The following is a 22,502-nucleotide window of genomic DNA, read 5'->3' as shown; positions in this document are numbered from 1 at the left end:
CTCCACGACCACGGATCGCCAGACCTGACAACGGGGGAACCGACTCATGCTTACTCACAACGTACTGCGCGGCGTCGCCGCCACCGCCCTCACCCTCTCCGCGCTCGGCCTCGGCATGGGCACCGCCAACGCCGCCGAGAAGGACGGCTACCTCACCGAAACCGAGTTCGGCCTGTTCTGCTACGAGAACCAGGAGAACTCCGTCTTCGACCTCGCAGCACGCGACAGGAACTTCACCGACGACTGGTTCAAGGGCTCGAGGAGCTGCGCGGGCCAGAACGTCAACGACAACACCCGCTCCTATCTGAACAGGTCGGGCTGCGTCTGGTACGTGAACACCCACATCGAGTGGCAGGGCAGCCAGGGCACGATCCCGGCCGGCTACCGCGGCAACGCCTCCGACACGTTCAAGGACCAGATCTCCTCCGCGCTCCCGGGCTGCTGAGGACCAGGGCGTCTCACCGGTACGCCGCTCCTTGATCCAAAACCGGTTGCGGGGGACGAGCACCTCACATTGACTGGCGCGCGACCTGGACTTTTCGGCCTTTGGCCGAACGGTCCATGGGGCGTGCGCGCGAGTCGACAGAACGTCATTCAGCTCACCGACCACAAGTCTTGATAACGGGAGAACAACCTCATGCGTACTCGCACCGCACTGCGCGGCGTCGCCACCGCCGCCCTCACCCTCTCCGCCCTCGGCCTCGGCATGGGCACCGCCAACGCCGACGGCTGGAAGGACGGATACCTCGACAACACGGAGTTCGGCCTCTTCTGCCAGACGAACTACCAGAACTCCGTCTTCGACCTGAGGGCCACGGACGAGGACTTCGGCGACGACTTCTTCAAGGGGTCCCGGAGCTGCGCCGGCCAGATGGTCAACGAGAACACGCAGTCGTACATCAACAACAGCTGCGGCTTCTTCGTCTGGACCAACTCCGGCATGTGGGGTGACAAGGGCTTCATTCCGGAGGGGCACCGGGGCAACGCCTCGGCGACCTTCAAGAAGAGGATCTCCTCCGCCGCCCGCAACTGCTGACGACCAGAGCGTTCCACCGGTACGCCGCCCCACCCGTCCACGCCGGGTGGGGCGGCGTACCGCGGCCCCCTACCGCTGTTCCCGGAGCACCGATGACCTCCTCACACCCCTCTCGCACCCTCCCCCGCCTCCTGGCCGCCTCCGGGCTGCTGACCGCGCTCACCCTGACCGGGTGCTCCTCGACGGGTTCCGGCGCCGACGGCGACGGCCGCGAGCCCGAGGCAGGTGACGCTCCGCGGATCCTGAACTCGGCCGAGCTCACGCTTCCGCTCGATGCGTACATCCTGCGCGGCGAGCGGGTCACCCTGCTGACGCGAGCTCAGAACACGTTGGTGGAACAGTGCATGAAGCGGTACGGGTTCCGCTACACGGGCCAGGGTGGCGACAGGGTCCTGAACGACCGGGCCCGGCTCTACGGGGTCTCGGATGCCGAGCAGGCGGCCCGCTACGGCTACAGCAACCCCGACCTCGCCTCCGGCGGCGGCGAGCGGCCCGCCCCCGCGGCGCAGCTCGGCCCCAACGAGTCGCTGTTCCTGCACGGTGAGAAGGAAGTCGACCCCTCCAAGCCCGTGCCGATGAGCCAGGAGGAGGCCGAGCAGACCGGCCAGGGCGCGATCACCGTCGACGGGCAGAAGGTGCCGGCCGGCGGGTGCCGCCGCGAGAGCTACCTCAAGCTCTACGCCCCGACCAAGGACGCGGTGGACATCATGCTCCCGCAGAACATGGCGACCGACTCCTACCTGAGGGCCGGCGAGGACAGCAGGGTCCGCAAGGTCACCGCCGAGTGGTCGGCCTGCATGGCCGAGAAGGGCTACAAGAGCGACGACCCGGTGTCTCCGCAGGAGGACCTCGGGTTCCAGTCGGCGCCGGGCTCGCCGCAGGCGATCGCCGCGGCACAGCAGGACGTCGCCTGCAAGGAGCGCACCAACCTGGTGGGCGTCTGGCACACCGTCCAGACCGCGTACCAGAAGCGGGTGATCGAGAAGAACGCCGAGACCCTCGACCTGGCGAAGAAGCAGATGGAGGACCGGCTCCGGCTGGCCGCCCAGCTCACGGGCAACGGCTGAGCCCCGGCCGGGTGGGGCAAACTGGTCCGAAGGACAGTTCCGCCCGGGGGCCGGGGCACGTTGACTGGGGGACGGTGCGGCCCGGTGACGGTCACCCAATGGATCATGGTGCTGATCAGCGGCCGGATCCGTGGCGGCCGCCACGAGCAAAGGGCTTCACGATGCCGGCAGGCCATTCCACCGGTCGCTCCAGCCGCAACGGCCCGCGCGCCAGGCGCCGGGCCGAGCGGCGCAAGCGGCTGCGGCGCACCATCCTCCTCGGTTCGGCCGCGCTCGTCGCGGTCTCGGCGACCGCGTACGCGCTGGTCCCCCAGGACGAGAGCGCCACGGCGGCCGGGGGGCGTGCCGCGGTCCAGCCCGAGCCGCAGGACGGGGAGTCCGCCGACGGCGCGGGGAACCCGGTCCCCAACGGCGGCCAGCAGTCCCCCTCGCCGTCCCCGTCCTCCGCCGCGCCCTCCCAGAAGCCGTCGGGCACGCCTTCGGGCGCCGCGACGCCCGCCCGGCCCGGCGTCTTCACCGGCTCCACCACCGCCGGCGCGGCGAAGGGCAAGGGTCCCGCGCTGCGCTGGCGGATCGAGGTCGAGGAGGGCAGCGGGGTCGACCCGGAGTCGGCCGCCCGCTCGGTCGAGTCGATCCTCTCGGATCCGCGCGGCTGGACCCGGGACCCGGCGTACGGCTTCCAACTCGTCGGAGCGGGCCAGCCGGTGGACTTCACCGTCAAGATCGCGACGCCGACGACCACCGACCGGCTGTGCGACGTGGTCACTCCCGAGCTCATCGGCGAGACCAACTGCCGCGCCGGCCACACCGTCGTGGTCAACCTCAAGCGCTGGCAGGAGGGTTCGCCGCAGTTCAACGGGCCGGTGGAGGAGTACCGGGCGCTGATCGTGAACCACGAGGTCGGGCACGAGATAGGCCGCGAGCACGAGAGCTGCCCGGGCGCCGGCAAGCCCGCGCCCGCGATGATGCAGCAGATCAAGGGCCTGAACGGCTGCAAGGCCAACGCATGGCCGTACGACGCGAATGGAACCTACCTGTCCGGTCCACGCGTCCCTTAGGGGGAGAGCCGTCCGCAGGAGGACGGCTCGGGGGGAGTGGAATCGGTGCGCGTCGTCAGCTTCAGCGTCCCCTCGTGGTTCCCCTCGTACGAGTCGTACGGGGAACCGGCCGGGCCGCAGACGACGGGCGAGGCCCTGCCCGCCGACGCGCAGACCGCCGAGGCACAGCTGACCGAGCAGGAGTCGGCCGTGTTCCTGTGCCTGGCCACCGGGGCGTCCAACCGGGAGCTGGCCGTGGAGCTCCAACTGTCCGTCAGCACGGTCAAGTTCCACGTCGTGAACATACGGGCCAAGCTCGGCGGGATCAGCCGGCTGCAGGCCTGTCTGCTGGCGGCCCTCGCCCGCGAGGACACCCGGCGCGCCGGGGACGGCTCCCTCAGCGACGGCGGTGCAGCAGTCGCCCGCCGATGACGGTGGCCACGCAGGTGGTCGCGCCCCGGACCGGCAGTTCGGCCTCGTCCGCCACCGCGAAGACCGCGAAGCGGGCCACGACGCCCGGCTCCAGCAGCCCGTGGAAGGCCTGCCCGGCCGTGTCCCGGCCGGCGAGGGGATCCAGGGCGGGCCGCCCCTCGTAGGCGGCCGGCGGCAGGATCAAGAGCCCCGAGCGGGTCACCGCCGTGCGCACCGACGCGATCGTGAAGCGGCCGCACACCGCGACCACCCCGCGCGCGAGGAGCTTCTGCGTGCCGCGCCGGGCGCTGTGGCCCCACCGCGCCTCGGTCATCTTCAGGGCGTCCAGCCCGGCCTCGCCGCTGATCGGGTCGGCGCCGAGCTCGGGAACCTCGTACGGGTCGTCCGGGTAGTACGTCCGCTCCAGCAGCTCGTCCGCCCCGCGCACCTGCAGCCCCGGGGTGAGCACCCCGGGCCAGCGGCGGGTGCGCGCGTGCGGAAAGGCCGCGGCGACATCCTCGTACGACCCCACGCGGGCGATCCGGTCGCCCTCGACGAGGACCGCACCGCCGGGCAGCGGTGCGGAACCCGGCCCGGGGACGAGGAGTTCGGCGGTGTGAAGCGTCAGCATCGTGTCGAACGCGTCAGTTCGTGGAGATGAGCTTCAGTTCGGGGTGCGCCGTGCCGCCTTCGATGGCGGTGGAGGAGATGTGCGAGACGACGCGGTCGTCGACCGGGTCGTTCGCCGGGTCGTCGTGCACCAGCAGGTGCTCGTAGGTCGTCGCGCGCTGCGCCGGGGTGCGGCCCGCCTTGCGGATCAGGTCGATGATCTCCTGGCGGTTGGAGCGGTGCTTGGCACCGGCCGAGGAGACGACGTTCTCCTCCAGCATGATCGAGCCGAGGTCGTCGGCGCCGTAGTGCAGCGAGAGCTGGCCCGCCTCCTTGCCGACGGTCAGCCAGGAGCCCTGGATGTGGGCGATGTTGTCGAGGAAGAGGCGCGCGATCGCGATCATGCGCAGGTACTCGAAGATCGTCGCCTGGGTGCGGCCCTTGAGGTGGTTGTTCTCGGGCTGGTAGGTGTACGGGATGAAGGCGCGGAAGCCGCCCGTACGGTCCTGCGTGTCCCGGATCATCGCGATGTGCTCGATGCGCTCGGCATTGGTCTCGCCGGTGCCCATCAGCATGGTGGAGGTGGACTCCACGCCCAGCTTGTGGGCGATCTCCATGATCTCCAGCCAGCGCTCGCCGGACTCCTTGAGCGGGGCGATCGCCTTGCGCGGCCGCTCCGGCAGCAGTTCGGCGCCGGCGCCCGCGAAGGAGTCGAGGCCGGCCGCGTGGATGCGCTGGATGGCCTCCTCCGCCGAGACGCCCGAGATGCGGGCCATGTGCTCGACCTCGGACGCGCCGAGGGAGTGGATGACCAGCTGCGGGAAGTCCTTCTTGATGGCGGAGAAGTGGTGCTCGTAGTACTCGACGCCGTAGTCCGGGTGGTGCCCGCCCTGGAACATGATCTGCGTGCCGCCGAGCTCCACGGTCTCCGCGCAGCGGCGCAGGATGTCGTCGAGGTCGCGGGACCAGCCCTTCTTCGCGTCCTTGGGGGCCGCGTAGAAGGCACAGAACTTGCACGCCGTGACGCACACGTTCGTGTAGTTGATGTTGCGCTCGATGATGTACGTCGCGATGTGCTCGGTACCGGCGTAGCGGCGGCGGCGCACCGCGTCGGCCGCCTGGCCGAGCGCGTGCAGCGGCGCGTGGCGGTAGAGGTCGAGCGCCTCTTCCTTGGTGATCCGGCCCCCCGCGGCGGCGCGGTCGAGGACAGACTGGAGAACGGCCTGGTCGGTCACCGGTGAGTCACCTTTCGGCGGTGTGTCTGTGTCAAGGTCCGGACCGATCCAGCCTACGCCAGGGGTTCCCGCGCCCCGTCACGGGCTTCGGGTCAGGTCGCCCTCGGGGTTCCCGGCCGGGCTGTCGCCCGACTTGTAGTGGAGGGTCCCGTTGGCGTTGAGGGTGAAGCGTTCGTCGGCGGAGCCGTTGGAGCACACCCCGGGAGCCGGGTTGGTGCCGCCCGAGGTGTCCAGGACGAGCGAACGGTCCGTGGCGGAGGAGAGCTTCCAGTCTCCGCTGCAGTCGGTGCCGAGGACCGCGAGGACCGACTTGTCCCGGGCGACGACCTCGCCGGTCCTTCCGCCCTTGATGGTGATCTCGAACTCGGTGGAGACGCCGAGCCGGGCGGTGGTGACCGTGCCCTTCCACGTCCCGATGAGTTCCTTGGGGACGTCGCCCCGGGTCCCCTTGGGCGGCGACGCGCTCCCGCTCGGAGCGGCCGGGGAGGAGCTGGGCGCCGGGTCCCCCGGCGCGGGCGCCGAGGAGGAGGCGCGGGGCCCGCCGTCGGCGAGGTCCTTCTCCTTCTCGCCCTGTCCGGGCAGCAGCCCCATCCCGTACAGGCCGCCGGTCAGCACCGCGAGCGCGGCCGCCGCGGCGAGGACGAGCGTGCAGCTGAAGCGGCGGCCGGCCGCGCTGACGGTGACCTGCTTCCCCGGCGTCTCCGAGGCGGTCCGCTGCCCGGGCAGCACACCGCCGGCGGTCGGGGCCGGGGACCCGTACGGGCCCCCGCTCGAGCCCGCGCTCTCGGTCGGGGCCCCGAACACCCCGGCGCCCGAACCGGCGGAGCCGTACGGGCCGGCCGGCCCCGGGCCCGCGGAGGACGCCCCGGGCGGGCCGAAGCCGACGCCGGCGGCCCCTCCGTAGGAGGCGGCGGTGAACGGCACCGGCCCCGACGGGGCGCCCGCGCCGGCGCCCCGGCCCCCGTACGACGGGTCGGGAGCACCGAAGCCGACGCCGCCCGGAACCGCGGACCCGCCCCCGGCAGGATCGGCGTCGAGGTCCAGCAGCGCCACCGCGGCCCGGCTGGCCTGCTCCACCAGGGGAGCGGGAAGCCAGCCGGGGGCGCCCAGCGCCCCGCCGAGGGCCGCCGCGACCGCCTCCGGGGACGGCCGGTCGGCGGCCGCCTTGGCCAGGCAGGCCGCGATCAGCTCGCGCAGCTCGCCGGCCGGCACCGCACCGAGCTCGGGCGGCTCGTGCACCACCTTGTAGAGGAGGGTGGCCGAGTTGTCCCCGGTGAAGGGCGGCTGCCCGGTCGCCGCGAAGGCCAGGACCGCGCCGAGCGAGAACACGTCGGCCGCCCCGGTGATGCCCTTGCCGAGGATCTGCTCGGGCGACATGTAGCCGGGCGAGCCGACGGACACCCCGGTGGAGGTGAGCGAGGCGGTGCCGTCGGTGGCCCGCGCGATCCCGAAGTCGATCAGCCGCGGCCCGTCGAGGGTGAGCATCACGTTCGACGGCTTCACGTCCCGGTGGACGAGGCCCAGCCCGTGCACGGCGACCAGGGCACGGGCCAGACCCGCGCCGATGGCCCGTACGGAGTTCTCCGGGAGGGGCCCGTGCGCGGCCAGCGCGCGGTCCAGGGAGGGCCCTGCCACGTACCCGGTGGCCACCCACGGCACCGGAGCCTCCGGATCCGCGTCCAGCACCGGAGCGGTCCACTCGCCGCCCACCCGCCGGGCCGCCTCCACCTCGCGGCGGAACCGGGCCCGGAACTCCTCGTCGGCGGCGAAATGCGGGTGCACGATCTTGACGGCGACGGTCCGGCCGCCCGCACTGCGACCCAGGTAGACCCGGCCCATGCCACCCGCGCCGAGCCGGCCGAGCAGCCGGTAGGCGCCGATGGTCCGCGGCTCACCGGCTTCGAGCGGCTGCATCGCGTCCCCCAATTCCCCGTGATCCCGGGCACCTTGTGCCACCCGTTCGAGCAGCAGCCTAGGCCGTGCGGGCGCGGGGAAGGGCCCCGTCACCCTTCTGCATTTCCCTTCCGCGATCAGAAATGCAAAAAGGCGTGAATTCCCGGGAAACTTCGCATTCGCCCGTCCGGCCCAATGGACTACCGCCCGGTAAACCCGGTCAGCACTCCTGGACCACCGAGCTCAGCAGCTCCACGGCGACATCCGCGGCATACCCCGTCGTGGGTCCCGTACGGCGTGCGAATTCCCGTACGCCGGCCAGCTGATCGGGGCCGAAGCGGAAGTCGAGCGTCGTGAAGTACCGCTCCAGCAGGTCCGCGTCGAAGGCCTCCCAGCGGGCCGCCTGCTCGGCGACCTTGGTGACCTCCTCCAGGGAGACGTCCCGGGAGGCGAGGAAGGCCTCGTGGACCTCGCGGACGACGCCGGGCTCACGGGCGAGGTAGTCCTTGCGGGCGGCCCAGACGGCGAAGACGAACGGCAGTCCGGTCCACTCCTTCCACATGTGCCCCAGGTCGTGGACGGTCAGCCCGAGCCGGGGTGCGTCGTGGAGGGAGGCGCGCAGCGCGGCGTCGCCGATCAGTACGGCCGCGTCCGCCTCCTGCATCATCACGCTCAGGTCGGGCGGGCAGGTGTAGTAGTCGGGCCGTACCCCGTACTGCTCGGAAAGCAGCAGCTGAGCGAGTCGCACGGACGTGCGGGAGGTGGAGCCGAGGGCGACGCGGGCGCCGTCGAGCTGCTCCAGGGGCACCTGCGAGACGATCACGCAGGACATCACGGGACCGTCGCAGCCGACCGCGATGTCGGGGAAGGCGACGAGCTGGTCGGCGTTGCGCAGGAACTCCACGAGGGTGATCGGGCCCATGTCCAGGTCCCCCTGGACGAGGCGCTCACTGAGCTTCTCGGGGGAGTCCTTGGTCAGCTCCAGGTCCAGCAGCGTGCCGGTTCTGGCCAGGCCCCAGTAGAGGGGAAGGCAGTTCAGGAACTGAATGTGGCCGACGCGGGGCCGGCTGCGGTAGACGTCCACATCGCGAGACTAGTCCCCGTCTCCGCGTCAGCCTTCGGGCGGGTCTCAAACGTCCGGGTGACGTGATCTTTCCCTCTGGTCTCCGCCGCAGGGTGCGTGCTAGGCTCGACGCAAGTTGCAGTTTGGTTTCCCTTGCAGTACGAGGCCTGCGGAGAATGTGACCCGCAGGCTTTTGTAGTTTTCAGACTTCTTAGCAGGTTCTGGAGCAGGGCGACCCTTTGGCCCATAGGAGGGCTCATGGCTACCGGAACCGTGAAGTGGTTCAACGCTGAAAAGGGCTTCGGCTTCATCGCCCAGGACGGCGGCGGCCCGGATGTCTTCGTCCACTACTCCGCGATCAACGCCTCTGGCTTCCGCTCCCTCGAGGAGAACCAGATGGTGAACTTCGACGTCACGCAGGGTCCGAAGGGCCCGCAGGCGGAGAACGTCACCCCGGCCTAGTCGCCTGGGCCAACCTCATCGCGGGTTGGAAAAGCAGTACCCAAGGAGCCCTGTCACCTCTGCGCGAGCAGAGCGGCAGGGCTCCTGCCTTTTCCCTCCCGGGGTGGGGGCGGGGTACGGCAGTGGCCCTCGGCACCGTGGGACGGTGCCGAGGGCCACTGCCGTACGAGCCGGGGCCCGGCCGCGGGCCCGCCGGGGGCGGACCGGGCGGGCCGGTACCGATCCGCCTCGGCCGGCCGGCCGGAGACGGTTCGCCGGTGCCGGCCGGAGGGCCGGGTTAGGCCGGGGGGGCCGGGTTAGGCCGGGTTAGGCCGGGGGGGGCCGGGTTAGGCCGGGGGGGGCCGGGTTAGGCCGGGGGCTGCTGGGCGGGGGCCGTGATCTTGATGTCCAGGATCAGGGTCACGTTCTCCTTGGTGGTCAGACGCAGGGAGTACGTGCCCGGGGGCACGTCCGTGGTGAACAGGTCCGGCAGGACGATCTTGCCGTCGGCGCCCGTCTTGGGCAGCACCCGGCCGAAGACCTTCTTGCCGTCCTCGTCCTTGAAGTACGGACCCTTCGCGGTCGCCGGGTCCACCGGGACCCACTTGCCGTCCGCGTCCTTCACGACCAGGTCGGCGACGGCCTCCGTACCGGCGACGGCCTTGCCGGCGGCCGTGGCGAGGACCTGCACGCCCGTGAGGCTCGTACCGGCGACCGCCTCCAGGGGCTTCGAGCCCTCCGGGCGGGCCAGCTTGTCGGCGACCGTCACCGTGACGCGGCCCTCGACGTTCACCGTGAGCCTGGTCGTGGTGTCGTAGGCGGAGGCGCGCAGCGTGAAGGTGCCCGCCTTTGTGCCCGCCTTCAGACCGGGCGCGGCGGCGATGCCGTCGGCGCCCGTCTTGATCACCAGGGACTTCTCCGCCCCGAAGAGCGTGCCGCCGGTGGTGTCCTCCTCGACCGCGAAGATCACCTCGCGGTCGGCGGCGGGCTTGCCGTCGCTCAGGACCAGCTTGACCTTCGGGATCACGGTGAAGGCCGCGCCGGCCTCGGCCGTCAGCCCGGGCCCGTCGAGCAGCGTCAGATCCTGCAGGTGCGGGGCCGGCTTCTCCGGAGTGGGAGTCGGGGTCGGGGTCGGCGTGGGCGTCGGGGTGGGGGTCGGCGTCGGGGTCGGCGTCGGCTTGGGCTTCGGGGTCGGCGTGACCGGGGTCTGCCGCGGGGTGGGCAGCGTGGTGCCCGGCTGCTGGGGCGGGTAGCTCCCGGCCGGCGGGTTCGGGACCTCGGCGGCGCCGCCGTTCTGGTACTGCCGCATGTAGCCGAGCACGGTGTTCACGTACTCGCGGGAGTTGTTGTAGCTGAGGATCGCCGCGTCGAGCTTGGCCTGGTCCGACAGGTCCCGGTCGCCCGCGCACAGGTAGAGCCCCGCGCCCAGCGCCGCGTCGTAGATGTTGTTCGGGTCGCGCTTGGCGTCGCCGTTGCCGTCGGCGCCCCAGGTGGCCCAGGTGGACGGGATGAACTGCATCGGGCCGACGGCGCGGTCGTACACCGCGTCCGCGTCGAACTCGCCCTTGTCGGTGTCCCGGATCTCGGCGAAGCCGTTGCCGTCGAGGCGGGGGCCGCGGATCGGCTTCTCGGTGTAGCCGTCGGCCTTGAGCCCGTAGCCGGAGGCGTGGACGGACTCGACCCGGCCGATGCCCGCGAGCAGCTGCCAGGGCAGCTTGCAGCCGGGGAGCGCGGCCGCCACCGAGAGCTCGGCGCGGTGATAGGCGTCGAGGGCGGTGGCGGGTATCCCGCTGGCCCCCTCCTGCGTACCCGCGCCGGCGGGCGGCGGGTCCGCGACGATGTCGGGCAGGTCCAGCCGGGCGTCACCGCGGTCGGTGGCCTGCGGGCTGTCCGGAGTCGGCTCGGACTCGCCCGCGTCGGCGGTCGACGGATTGGTCACGACCGCGGCGGTGGTCAGGCTGGCCGCGAGGGCGGCCGTGCACAGGACCTTGCGCGAGGTGTTGACGAGGTGACGGTGAAGCGGCTTCACAGTGCGGCGATCCCCCCAGGAGCCGTCAAAGGTGTACGGCCGGTCTAGCCGTGAATATCCACTGTCTATCAGGTATTCGCACCCGACTCGCCGTCCGCCCGGCAGATGTGACACACCATTCGTCTCGGCTTCACCACGGTCTCATGACCGAACGCACAGAGAACCCAACTCCTCGCCCGTATTGCCCCGATGGGCACCGGTTTCGGATCGGAGCGCCGAACGGCCGGAGCCCCGGCCTCCGCGGTGGGCGGGGGCCGGGGCTCCGGTGTGCTGCGGGTGTTACGGGGGTTACGGGTGTTCCCGGGCCGGCTAGCCCTGGGTGAAGTAGCCGAACAGGTCGGTGATCACGTGGTTGCTGCCGCCCCAGCTGTTCCAGATGCTGACCTTGCCGTCCCCGACGGGGGTGATGACGTGGTTGGGGACGGTCTCGCCGGGACGGGTGTTGAGGCTGCTGGCGTCCGTGCGGGCGGTCCCGTACCCGTGGACGGTGAGGAAGCCGGCGCCGGTGGTCTCGGTCGCGGTGACGTTCAGGGCCGCGCCGACGGCATGGGCCGGCAGGCCGGCGACGGTGCTGGTCTCGCCGGGGGCGAGCTTGGCGGTGGTGCGGGTGTCGGCGAGCCGCTTGGGAACGACCGGGGTGAAGAGCGCCCCGCCGCCCCATTGGTGGTAGTAGCCGACCACGTCGAGGACGAGGTCGGTGGAGCCGGCATTGTTGTAGAGGGTGATGGTGCCGTCCGGGCCGACCGGGACGATGACCTGGTTGGACTTGTCCTTGCCCGGTTCCGGGTTCAGGTTCGAGGTGGTGGGGCGCTTCGCCGGGTCCGGGTAGGCGATCACGTGCGTGTCGGTCGTGGCGCCGGTGCTGGTCAGGTTGAGCGCGACGGCGGCGGCGTCCGGCGGAATGCTCCTCACACCCGCCACCTTGACGGTCCGGGTCTGGCCGGTGCCCAGCGCGCCGCCCGCGGTGCGGGTGTCGGCGAGACGGGTCGGGGTGACCGGGTAGAACCTCTGCCCGGTGTTGGGCTGGTAGTAGCCGACGAAGTCGACGACGACGTGCCCCTGGCCGGCGTTGAGCTGGGCGAGGACCTTGCCGTCGGCGCCGACGGGCACGGTGACGGTGTTGGACGAGGTGCCGCCCGCACGGACGTTCACGTTCGAGGTCGACGGGCGCGGCTGGCCCGAGGGCCAGACATTCAGGTGGGTGTCCTGGGTGGCGCCGGTCACGGTCACGTTCAGGACGACCGCGGTCGCCCCGGCCGTGTGGTGGGGGCCCGAGCTGTAGTAGACGATCGGCAGGCTCACGGGGATGGCGGTGCCGGCCTGCACCGGGGTGTTGGCGCTACGGGTGTCCAGGGCGCGGAACGGGGCCACGGGCACGTAGCCCGACGCGGCGTACGCGACCTGCACGGTCCGGCCGACCGTGGAGGTGGCGCCCTTGGCGTCCTTGAGGCTCACGGTCACCTTGTACTCGCCGGGCTGCGCGTAGGCGTGCCGGACGGGCTCCAGGGCGGACACCCGCTCCTTGGCGCCGTCACCGAAGTCCACGTCCACCTGCTGGACGGGCCACGGTGCGGCGGAGGTGCTCGGGTCGACCTCCACCGTCAGCGGGGCGACGTACGCCCTCGGGTCCTCGGCGCTCGGCAGGAACGGCTTGGAGGTGAAGCCGGCCGTCAGCGGACCGGGCGCGGTCACCTTGGCCTTGTACCCGGCGCCGGCCTGCAGGTTGGCGTCGTTGTACGCGGTCACCGTGGCCGTGCACTCGCACGGCGCGCTGTAGACGTGCGTGGCGGTGCGCTCCTTGGTGACGACCGGGGCGGACCCGTCACCGAACGCGAAGTGGTAGGTGAGCGGACCGGACCACGCGCTGACCGCGGTGGCCGTCGCCTTCACGACGGTGCCGGCCGGCGCCCAGGGCTGGTCGAGCTCCAGTTTGACGCTCTCCAGCCAGTCCTGGCCCTCGCGCGCGCCGCGGTCGAGGTACCCGCCGTCCTTGCCGGTGTTGGGCACCCGCGGGTCGTCCGCGACCGGATACCCCCGGGAGTCGGTGAGCAGCACGCCGGGTGCCGTCGCGTCCGCGGAGTCGACGGCCTTCGTGCCGATCTCCTCGGACGACGGGACCACGATGTCCTGACCGCCCTGGCCCGTCGCCGCGTGGAACGCCGCCTGGTCCTGGTAGGCGGCGCCGCCCCACTTGTAGACCTGTCCGGCCTGGAAATCGCCGGCGATCAGGTTGCAGTCGGAGCGGGTGCCGGCCGCCGCGCTCTGCGACACCGCGATACCGCCGCGCCCCGGAACCGTGTCGCACGGACCGGACAGGTACTTGGCGTTGATCGCGTTGTTGAACACGGCGGAGCCGGACGAACCGCCGCTGAGTGAAACGGCCGTGCCGCAGCCGAGTGAGAACGTGTTGTTCGTGATGACGGTGCCGGGGGCGTCCACCACGGCGAGCGGCTCCTGCTTGTAGCCGTGGATCTCGTTGCGGCTGAGTACGGTGCGCTGGGCGCCGCCCTCGATCCGGACGCCGTACAGCACCGCCCGGCTGACGCGCACGTCCGTGCTCGCTTCGCCGACCACCAAGGACGCCCCGGTCGTCGAGCCGATCGTTCTGATCCGCTCCAGCTCGACATCGGAGGACCGGTTGACCCTGATGCCGCCGTTGGCGTTCAGATCGCGGACCATCACGTGCGAGGCACCGCTGATGGTGAGCGCCTCCGTGCCCAGGCTCACCGGATTGCCCACCGGCCCGTCGGCCACGAAGCTGATCGGCTTGCCCGGTGCGCCGGAGCGGTCGATGGTGACGGCCTCGGCATACGTCTTGCCCGTCTTGATCCGCACGGTCTGGCCCGGCGCCACGACCTTGGCCGCCGCCGAGATGGTGCAGAAGGGCACGGCTTGCGAGCCGGGGCCGCCGTCCGCGCAGGAGGAGCCTGCGTAGTTGTTCACATAGAGCGAGGGCGGGGCCTCGGCGGCCGCGGCGGACGGAACGCCGAGAAGAGTGACGAGACCTGCGGTCAGCAGGACCGTCGCACGAGTGGAACGCACCAGAAGGGTTTCCTTCAAGCCAGAAGTGACGTGGGAGTCACGCCGGTCGCGGCGCCGCACGACTGGTAGACGTTCTGTTCCCCCAGCGTCAGTCGGGCGCACGCGAACTCGAACAGACGTCGATCATCATCCCCCGCGAGCCAGCCACTGTCATCCGTATTCAGCCACCCACGGCAGGTGACTGCGTGACCCGCGCCACTGCCGCGAGCGCGTGGGGGCGGCACGCACGAGCCGTCGCCGCCGTCAGCAGCGCCGGCAAGCCCGAACTGACGCCTGCTCAAGGACGCCCTTGCCCCCTGGCGGGCCCCTGCCGGTCAGGCCGGGCCCGCGGCGTCCGGCCATTCCTCACGCAGCATCCCGAACAGCACCGTGTCGTAGCGCTTGCCCGCCACCAGCAGGGCGGACCGGCGCCGGCCCTCCGCGCGGAAGCCCGCCTTGGTGAAGGCGCGGACGGCCCGCTCGTTGCCGCTCCAGGTGTCGAGCTCGATCCGGTGCAGCCCGAAGGCCCCGAACAGATGCCCCACCAGGAGTCGCAGCGCATCGGAGCCATGGCCACGGCCCCAGCGGTCCCGCTCGCCGATGGTGACCCCGACCGTGGCCAGCCCGGCGAAGGGATCCAGGTCGCGGTAGTCCACCATGCCGATCACCGTGCCGTCCGCAAGATCCTCGACCGTGAAGACGGCCGACTCCCTCGGGCTCAACCGCAGCAACGTCTCGAACCCGAGCTCGACGGCCTCCGCCGTGACCGGGCCGAAGCACGGGTCGCCGCCGGTGGCCCAGTGGACCACCTCCGGATCGTTGCGCCACCGAACGTGATGCTCCGCGTCCTGCGCACGGAGTGCGCGAAGCCGTACCAACTCTCCTTGGATCATGGACAGATCATAGGATCCACGCGATCGTCGACGATCTTGAGACAGGTCTCGGGAACGACCGAGGCCTTCGCGATCGAACGCCCGCCCGGAGGGCACCGGCCGCAGCCCGCGCCCACCCGGCCTCCGACCCCACGGCCCCCGGCCCCGCGCCGTAGGTCGCGCCGCGCCGCGCCGTGGAGGGTCACCGGGCACCCGTGCCCGAGCCCGTGCCCGTCAGGTGCGCCCACACGGTCTTCCCCGGCCCCCTCGGCGCCACGCCCCACTCCCGCGCCAGCGCCTGCACCACCAGCAGCCCCCGCCCGCCTTCCGCCGACCACGGATCGACCACCGGCGGCTCTCCCGGCGGCCTCGCGTCGGCCCGGGTGTCACTGACCGCAACGCGCACGTTCTGCCCTCCGTCGTACCCCATCCGCAGCTCGAAGTCCCGCCCCGGCACCCGCCCGTGCAGTACGGCATTGGCGGCGAGCTCCCCGACGACGAGCCCCACGTCGTCGGAGAGCGCGCAGCCGTAGGGCACGCCCCAGAAGGCCAGCTGCGCCTGCGCGAGCCGCCGGGCGAGCCGGGCCCCGCGGCACGTCGAACTGAACCGCTGCCGGAAGGCCAGTGCCATGTCACTCAATTCGGTCGTCACCTCACCGAGCGTGGCGACCGCGCCTTACGCTTTCCAGTGACGGCGGCGCTACGACGGTGATCCGCAGGGACGTCGGCCTGTTCGTGTACGGCCCGTACGGATGAGGGCGGTTCAGCCGATGAACGACCTGTCAGACCGCGAAGAACGCCCCGAACGCCCGGTGGAGGCGGACGGCACGGCCCACCTGTTCCGCGCCCTGGGCAAACAGATCAAAACCCTCCGCGAGGCGGCCGGCCTCCTCCAGAAGGAACTCGCCACCCGCCTGAACGTCGGCGAGGACCTCATCGGCGCGATCGAACGCGGCGTCCGCACCCCCCAGCCGGACCTCCTGGAACGAGCGGACCGCATGCTCCAGGCGCGAGGGGTCCTGCTGGTGGCGATCCCGGAGGTCAAGGAGGCGCTGAAGCGGGCCCGGACACGGCATCCGGACTGGTTCCGGAGTTATGCGAAGGCGGAGGCCGTCACCCAGGCCCTCCAGCGTACGGACACCAGGGCGTGCCGGGTCTGCTGCAAACGGAGCGCCACGCCCGTGAGGTCTTCACGCAGCGCCGCCCGCTCCTGGACGAGGAGACGATCGAGAAGCGGGTGCGGGACCGGCTGGACCGCCAGCAGGTCTTCGAGCGCTGGCCCTCCCCCACCTTCAGCTTCGTGCTCGACCAGAACCTGTTGGAACGAACGGTGGGCGGCCCGGAGGTCCACCGCGAGCAGCTGCAACGCTTCCTGCACATCGGCCAGTTGCGCACGGTGGAACTGCAGGTGATGCCGTACAGGCGCGGTGCTCATGCCGCGATGGATGGCTCGTTCACCCTGCTCCACCCCAAGGGCCGTCAGCAGATCGCCTACCACGAGGCCTACGGCAAACCCCACCTGATCACCGACCCTGATCAGGTACGCGTCATGGCCGAGCGCTATGGGATCATCCGGGCACAGGCGCTCGCGCCCGACGAATCCTTCGCCTTGATCGAGAAGATGCTGGGAGAAGCAGGATGAACACCACCGACCTGGCCTGGTTCAAGAGCAGCTACAGCAGCGGCGAGGGCGGTGAGTGCGTCGAAGTGGCGCTCGACTGGCGGAAGTCGAGCTACAGCGACGGCGAGGGCGGCAACTGCGTCGAGGTCGCCGCCTGCCCCGCCACCATCCACGTCCGCGACTCCAAGGTGACGGCCGGCCCCCACCTGTCGGTGGCCCCCGGCAGCTGGACCGCCTTCCTGGACGGGATCACCGCGAACCGCCTGCCGGAGTAGGTCCGGCAGGCGGGATCGGCCGGGACGACCTCGCCGCCGACCTCACCCGCGCCGGCGACCACCTGCCGGGACTCGCCGCCGCCACGGCACAGGCCGTCGCGGACTCCCTGGCCGCCGGCGACGGCCACGGCGGCCTGCCCGCCCTGGCCAGGGCCCGCATCGCCCTCGCCGCCTACGCCCACGCCGACTCCAGCCCCGTCGCCGTGGTCCTGCGCAGGCCGTTCCAACGCATCCTCGACGACCTGGAGCGGGCACAGAGCGGCGAAGGCGTCAGAAGATGAACGTGCCGATCCCGACCAGCGTCCCGGCCAGCGCACCCAGCACCATGGCGGCGAACAGTCCGGCCATGGCCGCGAGGAAGTAGAGCTCGCCCTCCTCGACCCTGCCGTGGCGGGCGCAGGAGAACAACCAGGACGCCAGTGTCAGGAACGGCACGAGGAGCAGGCCCGTGGCGGTGCTGAAGTTGAACACGGCGCTCCCCGACAGCTCGTAGGCCTTTCCCCGCGCCGTCCTGACCTCCACCTCGGTACCGGACCGGTACTCCTCGTCGGCCGTGTCCAGCACGATCTCGCGCCCCGGCTCCCCGGACCGCCGGGGGGGTGAACCAGCCCGTGCAGTCGGTGCCCGTCGCGTAGCCCTCGGCGTCGGCGGCCTCGTAGCACCTGTGGATCGAGACGACCCCGTCCACGGGACCGAAGCCGAACACCGCCGCCATCTGCGGCCCGGGCAGCAGCCACACCAGCCACCCGGCCACCGCGAGCGTCACGACCGCCCCGGCCCCGGCCGCCCCCCGCCCCCACTTCCGCACGGCAGCAGCTCGCACCACGCCCCTCCCCTCTCCCGCGGAGGCAGATACCCGCCCGGGGCGGGGCGTAACGCGGGGTGGGAGGTGGGGGTGCGGCGGGTGGACTCAGATGTGCAACTCGGGCGGGAAGCCCGTCCAGCGCAGTTCGGCGGGCAGGTGGCGCATGTCGTTGGAGACGAGGACGGAGGCGGGCCGGCCGGGTGCGTACCGGATGACCGTCAGCGCGGCGTTGGCGTGGTTGAGGCCGAGCCAGCGCCACTTCGGTGCGTACATGGCGTCCCGGACGAGCCAGGCGACCAGGAAGTTGTGCGTGACGACCAGTTCGTGCCGGTCCTCGTCGCCGTCCACCGGACCGGTGAACAGGTCCATCGCCTGCCGGACCAGCACGGGTCCGTGCTCCCGCTCCTCGGCGGAGGCGCCTTCGAGGAAGCGGAGGTAGAAGTCTGCCGACTCTGCCGGGAGTTCCTCCCGCTGCGGCATGTGGGGAACGTAGTCGCCGGCGGCTTCCGAGCAGTGCAGGGGAACGTTCTTCAGCTGGTCGCCGATCAAGCGTGCGGTCTGCTCGGCCCGGGGCAGCGGGCCGTGATGGACAGCGGCGAGCGGAATCCCTTGGAGGCGGCGGCCGAGCAGCGTGGCCTGCCGTCGCCCGTCTTCCGTCAGCCCGCTCTCGTCCGGCAATGCCTCGCCGTGCCGGACGAGATAGAGGTACCGTGTGGCCGTGCCGGTCATGCCGAACTCCTTCGGATCCGCTGTCGATCTTGCGCACAGGTGGACGCCGCCCCTCCCCGTGCCGGTTCCCCCTCGCCCCGCCCTCACTCCCCGTACAACCCCGCGATCACCTCCGCGTACCGCTCCGCCACTGCCGCGCGGCGGAGTTTCAGGGTCGGGGTCGGGGTGCCCGCGGCCGTCGTGAAGTCCTCCGGGAGGACGTGGAAGGCGCGGATGCGGGCCGGGCGGAAGAGCGTGGCGTTGGCTTCGGCCACCGCCGCTTCGATGAGGGCGTGGACCGCCGGGTGCGTGGACGGGGTCGGGCCCGGGTCGAGGCCCTCGCGCGCCGCCCAGGCCGTGATCTCGTCCGCGTCGAGGGTGATCAGGGGGAGGGTGGCGTCCTGGACGGCGCCCAGGTTCCCGTGGGTGAGGCGGCAGCCCTTCGGCAGGCCCGTCGTGCCCGAGGTGTAGACGATCGCGGGGCTGGCGGAGAGCGGGGAGCCGATCGCGGAGCTGGCGGCCCGGCTGGGCTTCTCGGAGGACACGGCCTTCCGCCGGGCCTTCCGCCGCTGGACGGGCACGACCCCGGGGGGCTACAGGATCGCGTCGGGCGGCTAAGCCGTCTCTTCCGGATCCGGCTGCCCGGCCGGGGCGCCGTACTCGGGGCGGAACCGGGCCAGCTGTTGGGCCACGACGGCCAGCCAGGCGCTCGGCGCGTAGGGGACCGGCAGGTCGACCTCCATGCCCAGCTCGGCGATGCCGACCGCGTAGTCGACCTCCTCCAGGCCGAGGGCGAGCAGTTCGCGCACCTCGCCGACGAGGCGTGCCACGAGGGTCGGGTCGGCCGAGCCGGCGTAGTCGTCGACGGCGGCTTCGTGGTCCTCGAATTCCGCGGGCATGTCCTGCGAGAACCAGCCGCCGAGGAACTGGCCGAGTTCCGGGTAGCGGGCGTGCCACTCCCAGTGCGTCTCGGGCAGCGCCGCCGGGGGCGGGACCCGGCCTTCCTCGATGCTCTGCTTGATGTGGTCGGCGAGCACCAGCAGCCACTGCTGGATCTCGGCCTCGGGCAGCCCGATGTCCGGGACCGGGTAGAACTCTCCGAGCCGCAGCCGCAGCCGGCCGGGCGGGTTGCGGGCGTAGGTGCGGAGCTGCTGCTCGGCGACCGACAGGGCCCAGGGGCGGGTGTGCCAGGTGTGGCGCAGGTAGGCGGTGAGGGCCTGGCCCGGCCGGTCGGGGGTGTCGTCGGCGGCGAGGCCGGCGTACGCGCTGATCACCTGGTCGAGTTCGCCGTAGTGGCGGTCGAACTCCAGGGGCTTCATGGACATGGGCCTGTGCCTCTACAGGTAGATCGGGAAGTTGCCGTGCACGACGAAGCCGAGCGGGCTCGTCGGCTCGCGCCGCAGCACCACCCGCGCGGCCCGCACGTCCACGGCCCCGCGTCCGGCGAGCGCCATGGCCTGGATCAGGACGCGGCCGACCGGCTCCTCGCGCGAGGGCCATGCGGCCTCGATGGTGAGCCGGGGGCGGGTGCCCTGGGCGAGCCAGCGGTGGATGGCCTGCTCGTTGCGGGTGACGACCTGCTGGGCGGCCCACTGGGCGGTTTCCCGGTCGGGGTATGTGGCGGATCTGGTGAGCACGTGGTCTTCCCGGTTCGGCGGTCTGGTCAGGTGGACAGGAAGTTCCAGAGCACGGCGACTTCGTCGTCGTTCACGGCGATCAGTCCGGCGTCCCAGTCGTACCGGCTGAAGGGGTCGTGGGTCCGGAAGGGCTGTTCGCAGAAGTCCGGGTGGTCGCTCTTCCAGCCGAGGTTGGTGTAGAAGCGGGTGCCGTCGGGGAAGCGCGACAGGATCGCTTCGGCCCGGCGTTCCGTCTGCGGCCTGTGTTCCTCCCACCCCGGTGACCTGGAGACGTCCGTGCGGCTCGTTCCGGCTCCGAGCAGGACGATCAGTGACCGCACCGAGGACCTGGGGATTTCGTCCACCCGCCCCCGGTAACGTTCCGCATCCGCGGGTGTGGAGGGCGTCTCCAGCCACGGGAACAGCGGATCCTCCAGGCGCTCGTCCTCGCCCTCGTAGGGGTCGATGGATTCCCAGCCCCGCGGGTCCCGGGTCTCCAGGCGCATGACCGCCCCCACATCGAGCCACCACTCGTCGTGCTCGCGCGGAGCGACGCCGACGAACGTGCTGACCCACGTGTACAGCTTGAGCGCGTCGGCCCATGCTTCCGCATTCAGATCTTGCCGCATCAGCTTCCTGTCGTCAGATGGCTTCGCAGGCCGGCTCTCGACCCGTACGGGCCGAGTGCGTCCGCCCGGGATTCCGAGGTCAGGGGTTCCATCATCCGTTCCCCTACGAGGGCGCCGAGGTGTAGACGACGAACGGCGGGTTCAGGTTCGCGTCGTACTTGAGATGCGAGGTCACGCCGAGGGTGTCCCGGGCGGGCGCGATCGTGCCGGTGTCCTTGTCCGCCACGACGGTCCGACCGGTCGAGGCAGACCCGTTGAGCGGGCCCTCAAGCGGGACCGAGGGGACGTCGATGTGCAGGTCCTTCGCGGGCGGTGGGTTCTTGAGCCAGTCCTGGATCACCGAAGTGTTCTGTCGGACGTTGTACTGAGTGTATTTCTGCGCCGACTCCAGATCCCGGAAGGACGAGGAGGTGAGGATGTCGTACTTGCCGTTCGCGCGCTGCTCGTCCTTGATCCGCTGGTGGAGCTGTTCGTCCGTCTTGCCGACGTGCTTGTCGATGGTGTGGGCGCCGTTCAGCCCCTCGTTCGTCGCCAGGTCCAGCGAGTACATGTACGGGATCTGGCTCTCCCCGGCGAGCTGCCAGCGGTGTTCCTTCTTGAACTCGTTGAGCGCGCGGCCGCCGAAGCTGTGGGCGCGGGCGATCTCCGCCTGGTAGGTCGGGGCGCTCGTGATCGAGAAGTCAAGCTCGTGGACGAGGGCCTTGAGCTTGACCGCCGCCTCGGTGAACTCCTTGTGGTAGGTCTCGACGACCGCGTCACACCCCGACTTGTCCATGTGGGACCGGAAGGACAGCACGATCCGGCCGACGACCCCGCCGACCGCCAGCTTGGTCAGATTCGTGAAACTCAGGTCGGTGAGCTCCGAGGCCGTGGCCTTGGCCGCGTTGATGCCGGCTTGGCTGGTGAACTTCCTGGTCTTCTCGCCGATGTCGGACACGTGTTCCAGGATCTCGGCGACCTTCTCCGCCGTCTCCTTCAGGACGTCGACGATGGGGCGCCGCCCGGACGGCGGCTGGTCCTTGGTGGTCCGCCACTGGCGGCCCGTCTGGCTCCGGTTCCCCTGCGCGTCCATCTGCCGGCCCCACGCCGTGGTGCCCCAGATCGTCTGGCCGAAGGTCCGCATGGCGGCTTGCCACTCGCCCTTGTCCTTCGGGTCGGTGATCCCGGCGATGGCGGTGTTGAATTCGTCCGAGGCCTTCACGGCCTCGGAACCGAGCTTCTTCCACGCCTTGGCCATGTCCCGGACCTCGTCGTCCCTGATGCCCGGGGTGATCTCGTGGACCTTGCCGAGGCGGAGGCCGTCCTCGATGGCGGGCCGGATGACGTCCGCGAGGAAGTCGGGGAACTCACCGATGACGCCGGAGATCCACCACGAGTCGACGTCCTCGCCGGTGCCCGTCCATTTGACGGGGTTGACGGGTCCGTAGCGCGGAGGCTTGTTGATGACCACCGGCTCCGGCTGCCGGGCCGGCTGCGCGCCCTTGCGGCCGCTCGCCTCCCAGTCCGCCAGGACGTAGCTGTTGGCGGTGTGGTTCAGGCCGACGGCGGCTCCGCCGGCGCTGACCACGCTGCGGCCCCACGCCTCGAGGAACTTCGCGGTCACTTCCTGGTAGGCGTCCGCGAACGCGTCGGCGCCCCGGCCGGTGCCGGCGGACTGGTTGTACTTGTTCAGGACGTCCACCAGGACGAACGCCCGCTCGGCGTGCGCGAACTGGGCTTCCTTCACCAGGTCGGCCGCATGGTGGACGTGCACCGGCTGGACGTCGAATCCACCGTTCGCGGCCGGGGAGGGCGGGGGCGGTCCGGCCATCAGGCGGCCCCCCAGCCACGCAGCACGGCCCGGTGCGCGGCGGCGTAGGTGACGTGGCCGTTCACGACGATGTCGTGCAGCCAGGCCTGGGTGGCCTCCAGGTCCTGTGCGGACCGGTCCCATTTGTCGAGCTGGTCGACGAAGGTCCGGCGGGCCTCGCCGTCCCAGGTCAGGACGACCTTCTCGACGCGCCCGTAGAGCAGTTCCAGCTGCTCGTTGAGCGTCTTGAGGATCTCCTCGAGATCCCCGGCCATGCCCTGGAGCGTCGCGAAGTCCGCTGTTATGTGGTCGTCGCCGGACGGCATGAATCCCCCTCGTTCGATC

24 protein-coding genes and 1 pseudogene are annotated in these 22,502 nt (G+C 71.3%); 9 read left to right on the top strand and 16 right to left on the bottom strand.

All coding sequences use genetic code 11. From position 1 onward, the window contains the following. Positions 1-46: 46 nt before the first annotated feature. The 5 genes from OG332_RS25910 (at position 47) to OG332_RS25890 (ending at position 3,572) form a co-directional block, all read left to right on the top strand. Positions 47-445 carry a hypothetical protein gene (locus OG332_RS25910; RefSeq protein WP_327415729.1) on the top strand — a complete coding sequence of 133 codons (399 nt, stop codon included), beginning with the start codon at positions 47-49 and terminating at the stop codon, positions 443-445. A gap of 192 nt (positions 446-637) precedes the next feature. Further along, a complete protein-coding gene (locus OG332_RS25905) occupies positions 638-1,036 on the top strand; it encodes a hypothetical protein (protein ID WP_327415728.1) in 399 nt (132 codons plus the stop codon). A gap of 92 nt (positions 1,037-1,128) precedes the next feature. Beyond that, entirely contained in the window at positions 1,129-2,103 is a 975-nt protein-coding gene (locus tag OG332_RS25900; protein ID WP_327415727.1) for a hypothetical protein, read from the top strand. Positions 2,104-2,264: 161 nt separating this feature from the next. Continuing rightward, complete coding sequence (locus OG332_RS25895) at positions 2,265-3,161, top strand: DUF3152 domain-containing protein (RefSeq protein WP_327415726.1); 897 nt, start codon at positions 2,265-2,267, stop codon at positions 3,159-3,161. Positions 3,162-3,206: 45 nt separating this feature from the next. Next, positions 3,207-3,572 (top strand): response regulator transcription factor, encoded by a 366-nt coding sequence (locus OG332_RS25890; protein ID WP_327415725.1) that lies wholly within the window; start codon positions 3,207-3,209, stop codon positions 3,570-3,572. Here the strand turns inward: OG332_RS25890 and OG332_RS25885 are convergent. The 4 genes from OG332_RS25885 to OG332_RS25870 form a co-directional block, all read right to left on the bottom strand. Further along, positions 3,538-4,182 carry an imidazolonepropionase-like domain-containing protein gene (locus OG332_RS25885; RefSeq protein WP_327415724.1) on the bottom strand — a complete coding sequence of 215 codons (645 nt, stop codon included), beginning with the start codon at positions 4,180-4,182 and terminating at the stop codon, positions 3,538-3,540. The two genes, OG332_RS25890 and OG332_RS25885, sit on opposite strands and share 35 nt — an antisense overlap. Positions 4,183-4,195: 13 nt before the next feature. Next, positions 4,196-5,395, bottom strand: coding sequence for a cyclic dehypoxanthinyl futalosine synthase (gene mqnC, locus OG332_RS25880; protein ID WP_319727704.1), 1,200 nt, complete (start codon positions 5,393-5,395; stop codon positions 4,196-4,198). A 78-nt stretch (positions 5,396-5,473) separates the two neighbouring features. Continuing rightward, positions 5,474-7,309: a serine/threonine-protein kinase gene (locus OG332_RS25875; protein WP_327415723.1), complete on the bottom strand. Its 1,836-nt coding sequence runs from the start codon at positions 7,307-7,309 to the stop codon at positions 5,474-5,476. Positions 7,310-7,508: 199 nt separating this feature from the next. Continuing rightward, positions 7,509-8,372 carry a menaquinone biosynthetic enzyme MqnA/MqnD family protein gene (locus OG332_RS25870; RefSeq protein ID WP_327415722.1) on the bottom strand — a complete coding sequence of 288 codons (864 nt, stop codon included), beginning with the start codon at positions 8,370-8,372 and terminating at the stop codon, positions 7,509-7,511. A gap of 237 nt (positions 8,373-8,609) precedes the next feature. Between OG332_RS25870 and OG332_RS25865 the strand changes: the two genes are divergently transcribed. Then, positions 8,610-8,813: a cold-shock protein gene (locus OG332_RS25865; RefSeq protein ID WP_030162033.1), complete on the top strand. Its 204-nt coding sequence runs from the start codon at positions 8,610-8,612 to the stop codon at positions 8,811-8,813. 346 nt (positions 8,814-9,159) lie between these two features. Here the strand turns inward: OG332_RS25865 and OG332_RS25860 are convergent, their stop codons facing one another. The 4 genes from OG332_RS25860 to OG332_RS25845 all read right to left on the bottom strand — a co-directional run bounded on the left by OG332_RS25860 (position 9,160) and on the right by OG332_RS25845 (position 15,345). Then, a complete protein-coding gene (locus OG332_RS25860) occupies positions 9,160-10,821 on the bottom strand; it encodes a hypothetical protein (protein ID WP_327415721.1) in 1,662 nt (553 codons plus the stop codon). A gap of 309 nt (positions 10,822-11,130) precedes the next feature. Further along, positions 11,131-13,863 (bottom strand): PKD domain-containing protein, encoded by a 2,733-nt coding sequence (locus OG332_RS25855; protein WP_327415720.1) that lies wholly within the window; start codon positions 13,861-13,863, stop codon positions 11,131-11,133. A gap of 314 nt (positions 13,864-14,177) precedes the next feature. Then, positions 14,178-14,735 (bottom strand): GNAT family N-acetyltransferase, encoded by a 558-nt coding sequence (locus OG332_RS25850; protein ID WP_327415719.1) that lies wholly within the window; start codon positions 14,733-14,735, stop codon positions 14,178-14,180. A 181-nt stretch (positions 14,736-14,916) separates the two neighbouring features. Beyond that, positions 14,917-15,345 (bottom strand): ATP-binding protein, encoded by a 429-nt coding sequence (locus OG332_RS25845; protein WP_327419371.1) that lies wholly within the window; start codon positions 15,343-15,345, stop codon positions 14,917-14,919. Positions 15,346-15,484: 139 nt separating this feature from the next. Here OG332_RS25845 and OG332_RS25840 point away from each other — a divergent pair. Together OG332_RS25840 and OG332_RS25835 are read left to right on the top strand one after the other, a co-directional pair. Further along, a pseudogene (locus tag OG332_RS25840) lies at positions 15,485-16,356 on the top strand (helix-turn-helix domain-containing protein). Beyond that, on the top strand, positions 16,353-16,610 hold the full coding sequence (locus OG332_RS25835; protein WP_327415718.1) for a DUF397 domain-containing protein: 258 nt from the start codon (positions 16,353-16,355) through the stop codon (positions 16,608-16,610). Before OG332_RS25840 ends, OG332_RS25835 begins: the two are co-directional and overlap by 4 nt. Positions 16,611-16,880: 270 nt before the next feature. Here OG332_RS25835 and OG332_RS25830 read toward each other — a convergent pair whose 3' ends face one another. From OG332_RS25830 to OG332_RS25820, 3 genes are all read right to left on the bottom strand, one after another. After that, positions 16,881-17,174 (bottom strand): hypothetical protein, encoded by a 294-nt coding sequence (locus tag OG332_RS25830; protein ID WP_327415717.1) that lies wholly within the window; start codon positions 17,172-17,174, stop codon positions 16,881-16,883. Between the two features lie 346 nt (positions 17,175-17,520). Next, entirely contained in the window at positions 17,521-18,144 is a 624-nt protein-coding gene (locus tag OG332_RS25825; RefSeq protein WP_327415716.1) for a histidine phosphatase family protein, read from the bottom strand. A gap of 83 nt (positions 18,145-18,227) precedes the next feature. Then, positions 18,228-18,668, bottom strand: coding sequence for an AMP-binding protein (locus OG332_RS25820; protein ID WP_442816206.1), 441 nt, complete (start codon positions 18,666-18,668; stop codon positions 18,228-18,230). Here OG332_RS25820 and OG332_RS25815 point away from each other — a divergent pair. Then, positions 18,607-18,741, top strand: coding sequence for a helix-turn-helix domain-containing protein (locus tag OG332_RS25815; protein WP_442816373.1), 135 nt, complete (start codon positions 18,607-18,609; stop codon positions 18,739-18,741). The two genes, OG332_RS25820 and OG332_RS25815, sit on opposite strands and share 62 nt — an antisense overlap. On the opposite strand, the gene OG332_RS25810 is transcribed toward OG332_RS25815, so the two are convergent. From OG332_RS25810 to OG332_RS25790, 5 genes are all read right to left on the bottom strand, one after another. After that, positions 18,738-19,448, bottom strand: coding sequence for a contact-dependent growth inhibition system immunity protein (locus tag OG332_RS25810; RefSeq protein ID WP_327415715.1), 711 nt, complete (start codon positions 19,446-19,448; stop codon positions 18,738-18,740). The genes OG332_RS25815 and OG332_RS25810 overlap by 4 nt on opposite strands. Before the next feature lie 12 nt (positions 19,449-19,460). Continuing rightward, entirely contained in the window at positions 19,461-19,760 is a 300-nt protein-coding gene (locus OG332_RS25805; RefSeq protein ID WP_327415714.1) for an RNase A-like domain-containing protein, read from the bottom strand. A 26-nt stretch (positions 19,761-19,786) separates the two neighbouring features. After that, positions 19,787-20,368 (bottom strand): hypothetical protein, encoded by a 582-nt coding sequence (locus OG332_RS25800; protein ID WP_327415713.1) that lies wholly within the window; start codon positions 20,366-20,368, stop codon positions 19,787-19,789. A gap of 103 nt (positions 20,369-20,471) precedes the next feature. Next, positions 20,472-22,178 carry an RNase A-like domain-containing protein gene (locus OG332_RS25795; RefSeq protein ID WP_327415712.1) on the bottom strand — a complete coding sequence of 569 codons (1,707 nt, stop codon included), beginning with the start codon at positions 22,176-22,178 and terminating at the stop codon, positions 20,472-20,474. Further along, positions 22,178-22,483, bottom strand: coding sequence for a WXG100 family type VII secretion target (locus OG332_RS25790; protein WP_327415711.1), 306 nt, complete (start codon positions 22,481-22,483; stop codon positions 22,178-22,180). Before OG332_RS25790 ends, OG332_RS25795 begins: the two co-directional genes overlap by 1 nt. Between the last annotated feature and the right edge of the window lie 19 nt (positions 22,484-22,502).

The sequence above is a fragment of the Streptomyces sp. NBC_01233 genome (assembly GCF_035989305.1).
In the GTDB taxonomy this organism is placed as follows: domain Bacteria; phylum Actinomycetota; class Actinomycetes; order Streptomycetales; family Streptomycetaceae; genus Streptomyces.
Note: the sequence above shows the minus strand (reverse complement) of the source record. Positions and strands in the feature narration are given on the sequence as shown.

Bases quoted from the DNA above. Each gene is read 5' to 3' on its own strand.
- OG332_RS25795 (WP_327415712.1), bottom strand. From the start codon at position 22,178: ATGGCCGGACCGCCCCCGCCCTCCCCGGCCGCGAACGGTGGATTCGAC.
- OG332_RS25865 (WP_030162033.1), top strand. From the start codon at position 8,610: ATGGCTACCGGAACCGTGAAGTGGTTCAACGCTGAAAAGGGCTTCGGC.
- OG332_RS25835 (WP_327415718.1), top strand. From the start codon at position 16,353: ATGAACACCACCGACCTGGCCTGGTTCAAGAGCAGCTACAGCAGCGGC.
- OG332_RS25885 (WP_327415724.1), bottom strand. From the start codon at position 4,182: ATGCTGACGCTTCACACCGCCGAACTCCTCGTCCCCGGGCCGGGTTCC.
- OG332_RS25905 (WP_327415728.1), top strand. From the start codon at position 638: ATGCGTACTCGCACCGCACTGCGCGGCGTCGCCACCGCCGCCCTCACC.
- OG332_RS25810 (WP_327415715.1), bottom strand. From the start codon at position 19,448: ATGTCCATGAAGCCCCTGGAGTTCGACCGCCACTACGGCGAACTCGAC.
- OG332_RS25790 (WP_327415711.1), bottom strand. From the start codon at position 22,483: ATGCCGTCCGGCGACGACCACATAACAGCGGACTTCGCGACGCTCCAG.
- OG332_RS25910 (WP_327415729.1), top strand. From the start codon at position 47: ATGCTTACTCACAACGTACTGCGCGGCGTCGCCGCCACCGCCCTCACC.
- OG332_RS25900 (WP_327415727.1), top strand. From the start codon at position 1,129: ATGACCTCCTCACACCCCTCTCGCACCCTCCCCCGCCTCCTGGCCGCC.
- OG332_RS25850 (WP_327415719.1), bottom strand. From the start codon at position 14,735: ATGATCCAAGGAGAGTTGGTACGGCTTCGCGCACTCCGTGCGCAGGAC.
- OG332_RS25825 (WP_327415716.1), bottom strand. From the start codon at position 18,144: ATGACCGGCACGGCCACACGGTACCTCTATCTCGTCCGGCACGGCGAG.
- OG332_RS25875 (WP_327415723.1), bottom strand. From the start codon at position 7,309: ATGCAGCCGCTCGAAGCCGGTGAGCCGCGGACCATCGGCGCCTACCGG.
- OG332_RS25845 (WP_327419371.1), bottom strand. From the start codon at position 15,345: ATGGCACTGGCCTTCCGGCAGCGGTTCAGTTCGACGTGCCGCGGGGCC.
- OG332_RS25895 (WP_327415726.1), top strand. From the start codon at position 2,265: ATGCCGGCAGGCCATTCCACCGGTCGCTCCAGCCGCAACGGCCCGCGC.
- OG332_RS25800 (WP_327415713.1), bottom strand. From the start codon at position 20,368: ATGCGGCAAGATCTGAATGCGGAAGCATGGGCCGACGCGCTCAAGCTG.